We start from the raw sequence: 4,505 nt of genomic DNA on the forward strand, positions 1-4,505 counted from the left end.
ACAGAAATTAGGGTGGGGTCTGGTCGGGGTCGTGTACCGGAGGTTAGCGCGCGGTTACCGAAAGCTCACGGGGTGGAGGCGTCCCGAAGGGGCGCGGGGCTGTGTCGATGTGCGGCTCCGCCGCGTGGGCGCGACAAGCCACAACGAACCCGCACCCGCCCGCCGACGACAACCCGGCAGACGAGACCGACCCGCCAACCCCCGGAGGGCCATGCGAGGATCGAACACATGGGAAGCACCGGTGGACGCCGCGTAGGCAGGCCGCGGGCCGCACAGCGGCCGGAGACCGGCTTGTCACCGCGCGACGAACTGCTCGCGGCCGCCGCGGAGTTGTTCACGACGCGCGGGTACGCCGCCACGACCACCAGGGCCGTCGCCGAGCGAGCCGGTATGCGGCAGGCGTCCATGTACCACTACGTCTCCGGCAAGGAGGAGCTCCTCGCCGAGCTCCTGGAGTCCACGGTCACGCCGTCACTGGCCCTGGCCCGCGACCTCCTCGCCCAGGACGCGGCCCCGGCCGAGGGTCGGCTGTGGGAGCTGTGCCGTACCGACGTGGAGCTGCTCTGCGGCGGTCCTCACAACCTCGGCGGGCTCTACCTGCTGCCCGAGGTGCGCGCCGATCGCTTCGCCGGATTCCACGCCGTACGGGCCGAACTCAAGGACGCCTACCGGCAGTTGATCGCCGCGACCCGTACGGGCGGCGGGCTCGCCAAGAGTGAGCTGGACCTGCGGACGGACCTGGTGTTCGGGCTGATCGAGGGTGTCATCCTCGTCCACCGCTCGGACTCGGAGCGCCCGGTCGCGGTGTTCGCCGAGGCCACCGCGGACGCGGCCCTCCGAATCGTCGGAGCCTGAAACCGGATCGTCTTCAACAGGGCCGATTCCGTTCACTCGTTCGCGATTACCCGACGTGTTCGACAAGCGACTGAGCGTATAAATGGAGTCGAGCGTACTCCCGTCCTCATGCCCGTTTCAGGTGCTTGCTGAATATGACACAGCGATGACCCGGTCGGACTAAGCTCGCCCGCAGCGCACCGAGTTGAGATGTAATCGTGCGCTTGTTCCCAAAAATACCGAAGATCCAGTTTGAACTCCCGGGAACCACAGCAACTCCCCGAACCCCAGCCGATTCGTCTCAGAGGGCATACATGGTGAGTGTTCAACCGCCTCCCAGTGGCCGTGAACTTCCCTACGCGCGCGTGCTGTTGCCGCCCGCCATACTGTTGGCCGCGGTAACCGGCGCCGCAGCAGCCCTGGTCACGGGACCGGCCCGGATCGCCGTCGGCTGGTGCGGAGCCATCACGACCGTCCTGGTCGTCGCGGTCGCGTCCCAGGTCGTGCGTCGCGGTCGGCAGATCCGGTCCCTCCGGGCCGAGTCCACGCAGCGGACCGCCTACCTGGAACACCGCGTCTCATCCCACGACCAGCAGTTCCTGCGCCTCGGCCGGGAGATCCTGCCCGCGATGCTGGACCGGCTGTACGGCGGCGATTCCCCCTCAGAGGTGATTCGCCTGGGCATCGCGGAGAACCCCGTCTACAGCAACCTGCCCGAGTCGCAGCGTTCGCTGATCCACATGGTCCTCGACATCGTCGACCGCGAGGACGCCCGCCGCGACTCCTCGCAGCGCTCCTTCGTCAACATCGCACGACGCGTTCAGGCGATCGTGCACCAGCAGAACGTGGAACTCCGCGAGATGGAGGAGGACCACGGGCGCAATCCCGACGTCTTCGACGACCTGCTGCGCATCGACCACGGCACCGCGCTGATCGGCCGCCTCGCCGACTCCATCGCCATTCTCGGCGGCGGCGGACCCGGCCGCCAGTGGCCCGAGCCCGTGCCGCTCTACAGCGTGCTGCGCGGTGCCATGTCCCGCATCCTCGAATACCGCCGCATCGAGCTGCACTCCATCGCCAAGGTCAACGTCGCCGGCGTGTCCGTCGAGCCGCTCATCCACGCCGCGGCCGAACTCCTCGACAACGCCACCCGCTACTCGCCGCCGCAGACCAAGGTGCACGTGACCGCCATCGAGGTACAGACCGGCGTCGCCATCGAGATCGAGGACGCCGGCGTCAGCCTCAGCGAGGAGTCCCGCACCAAGGCCGAGACCATGCTGGCCAGGGCCCAGGAGGGCACCGACTTCCAGGAACTCGGCAGCACCCCGCGCCTCGGCCTCGCCGTCGTGGGCCGCCTCTCGACGATGTTCAACATGCAGGTCTCGCTGCGGCAGTCCGCGTACGGCGGCGTCCGCGCCGTCCTCGTCGTCCCACGCGACATGCTCACCGACGAGCCCGCCACCAGCTTCGCCCACGGCATCGGCGCCGCCGCCCTGCCCGCCCTGAACAACGACGGCGTCAAGGGTCCCGAGCGCGCGCAGAAGAAGCGCCGCCCGACCACGGGACCGCGCATCCCGTCCTCCTCCGACCCGCTGACGAGCATGGACGACGACGTTCCCGTTGTCACCGAGTGGACCGCCAACGGTCTGCCGCAGCGCCGCAGCCGGGTGACGACCCCGCTCAGCCAGCGGATGGCCGAGGCCGACGCCGCCGAGGCCGCCGCCGAGGCGGCGAGGGCCGCCACGCCCGTGTGGGAGCCCGAGCCGGAGAAGATCGAGCCGCCCGGGGCGTGGATCGAGGAGTTCTGGGCCGGCCTCAAGGGCGACCCGGACCCGAACGCCTTCACCAGGAACCCGGACGACCCGACGACGTTCACCACTGACAACGAGCCGGCCCACGTGGAGGCCGACGAGGAGGGGGACCTCAAGTGACCATGCCACGAGCCAACTTCGACTGGATGCTCAAGGATCTCGCCGACGGAGTACCGGGCGTCCAGCAGGTCGTGGTGCTCTCCGCCGACGGACTGCGCATCGCCCGCTACGGCGGTGACCCGGACGCCGCCGACCGCATCGCCGCCGCCTGCGCGGGCCTGCAGAGCCTCGCCGGTGCCGTCGCCACCGAGATCGCCACCGGTGACGGCCGGATGCGCGTGGTCATCATCGAGATCCAGGGCGGCTACTTCTACATGATGGAGGCGGGCCCCAACGCCTACCTCGCGGTCCTCGCCAACGCGGTCGCGGAACCCGGCATGATGAGCAACCGTATGCGTGACCTCGTCGCCCGCATCGGCTCCCATCTGACGAGTCCGCCCCGGCGCAATGGGCAGACCGTATGACGCCTCCACAGCGGCAGCGGCGCCAACCCAAGGAACAACAGCCCCCGCCCCCACCGACGACGGGTGACGGCACACAGGAAGGCCCCCGGCCGAAGAACCCCGAGCGGCTGTACATCATCACGGGCGCGGCCGTCGAGGACGGTGAGCGTGCCCCGATCGACCTCGTGACGTTAATCGTGGCGAGCGCCGAACCGCCGCCTTCCGCCACGCCGGAGCAGTCGGCGCTGCTCCGGATCTGCCAGGCACCCCTGTCCGTGGCCGAGATCTCGGCCTACCTCAGCCTGCCGTTCAGCGTGGTGACCGTCCTGCTCACCGAGTTGCTTGCGGCCGAACTGGTACAGGCGCGCGCCCCGATCGTCCGGCAGGCGCGGGCCGATCGTTCCCTCCTCGAAGCGGTGATGCATGGACTTCAAAAGCTCTGACCCCGTCTCGGGCCCTCGGACCGAGGACCACCTGCCGCACACGGCAGAGGCCGGGGTGAAGATCGTGATCGTGGGCGGCTTCGGAGTCGGCAAGACCACCATGGTCGGTTCCGTCAGCGAGATCAGACCGCTGACGACCGAGGAGACCATGACGCAGGCCGGCATCGGGGTCGACGACAACTACGGCTCCGACTCCAAGACGGCCACCACCGTGGCCATGGACTTCGGCCGCATCAGCATCACGGACCAGCTCGTGCTCTACCTCTTCGGCACCCCCGGCCAGGAGCGCTTCTGGTTCCTGTGGAACGGCCTGTTCGAGGGCGCCCTCGGCGCGGTCGTCCTGCTCGACACCCGCCGCCTGGAGGTCAGTTTCGACGTCATCGGGCGCCTGGAGGAGCGGGGCGTGCCGTTCGTGATCGCCGTCAACACCTTCCCGGACGCCCCCCGCTACCCCACCGAGGAACTCCGCTCGGCGCTCGACCTGCCCAAGGAGATCCCCATTGTGGAGTGCGACGTGCGCCGCCGCGCCTCCAGCCGCGACGTCCTGATGACACTGCTGCGCTTCCTGCACGCACTGGCGAGGGCGAAGGCCCCCGCGTGAGCCGGGGGCCGGTCGAGCCGGGCGGCTGCTCCGACCTGTCCCCGAGTCGTACGGCCGCTTCGCCCCGGCCCCGAGTCGTACGGACACCTCACGTCCCATGAGTCGCATACGCGTTTCCTGAGGTGCACGGCCGTACGAGTCTCCCGAGCCGCGTACGTCTGTGCCTTATGCGCCGTCCCTGTCCCCGGTACCCCCGCGACGGCGCCCGTCCCGTCCCGCCATCACCCCTTACACACCTGATCCACTTCAGCTTCGGAGCGACCATCGTGACGCCTGAATCCCTCTCCCCGACCGGTATGGACGACCCCACGGC

The 4,505-nt window shown here is 69.3% G+C and carries 5 protein-coding genes; all 5 read left to right on the forward strand.

Features of this window, described 5'->3' with window-relative positions:
• Nucleotides 1-228 precede the first annotated feature (228 nt).
• The gene (locus FNH08_RS45315; RefSeq protein WP_152777413.1) at nt 229-855 is read left to right on the forward strand and encodes a TetR/AcrR family transcriptional regulator; all 627 of its coding nucleotides are present in this window, start codon (nt 229-231) and stop codon (nt 853-855) included.
• Nucleotides 856-1,148: 293 nt separating this feature from the next.
• Nucleotides 1,149-2,765 (forward strand): sensor histidine kinase, encoded by a 1,617-nt coding sequence (locus FNH08_RS45320; protein WP_152777415.1) that lies wholly within the window; start codon nt 1,149-1,151, stop codon nt 2,763-2,765.
• Nucleotides 2,762-3,169, forward strand: coding sequence for a roadblock/LC7 domain-containing protein (locus tag FNH08_RS45325; protein ID WP_322726489.1), 408 nt, complete (start codon nt 2,762-2,764; stop codon nt 3,167-3,169). Before FNH08_RS45320 ends, FNH08_RS45325 begins: the two co-directional genes overlap by 4 nt.
• Nucleotides 3,166-3,591, forward strand: coding sequence for a DUF742 domain-containing protein (locus FNH08_RS45330; RefSeq protein ID WP_152777417.1), 426 nt, complete (start codon nt 3,166-3,168; stop codon nt 3,589-3,591). Before FNH08_RS45325 ends, FNH08_RS45330 begins: the two co-directional genes overlap by 4 nt.
• The gene (locus FNH08_RS45335) at nt 3,572-4,192 is read left to right on the forward strand and encodes a GTP-binding protein (RefSeq protein ID WP_152777419.1); all 621 of its coding nucleotides are present in this window, start codon (nt 3,572-3,574) and stop codon (nt 4,190-4,192) included. Before FNH08_RS45330 ends, FNH08_RS45335 begins: the two co-directional genes overlap by 20 nt.
• Nucleotides 4,193-4,505 lie beyond the last annotated feature (313 nt).

It is taken from the genome of Streptomyces spongiae, from assembly GCF_009377185.1.
Taxonomy (GTDB): Bacteria; Actinomycetota; Actinomycetes; order Streptomycetales; family Streptomycetaceae; genus Streptomyces; species Streptomyces spongiae.

Bases quoted from the DNA above. Each gene is read 5' to 3' on its own strand.
- FNH08_RS45315 (WP_152777413.1), top strand. From the start codon at position 229: ATGGGAAGCACCGGTGGACGCCGCGTAGGCAGGCCGCGGGCCGCACAG.
- FNH08_RS45320 (WP_152777415.1), top strand. From the start codon at position 1,149: ATGGTGAGTGTTCAACCGCCTCCCAGTGGCCGTGAACTTCCCTACGCG.
- FNH08_RS45330 (WP_152777417.1), top strand. From the start codon at position 3,166: ATGACGCCTCCACAGCGGCAGCGGCGCCAACCCAAGGAACAACAGCCC.
- FNH08_RS45335 (WP_152777419.1), top strand. From the start codon at position 3,572: ATGGACTTCAAAAGCTCTGACCCCGTCTCGGGCCCTCGGACCGAGGAC.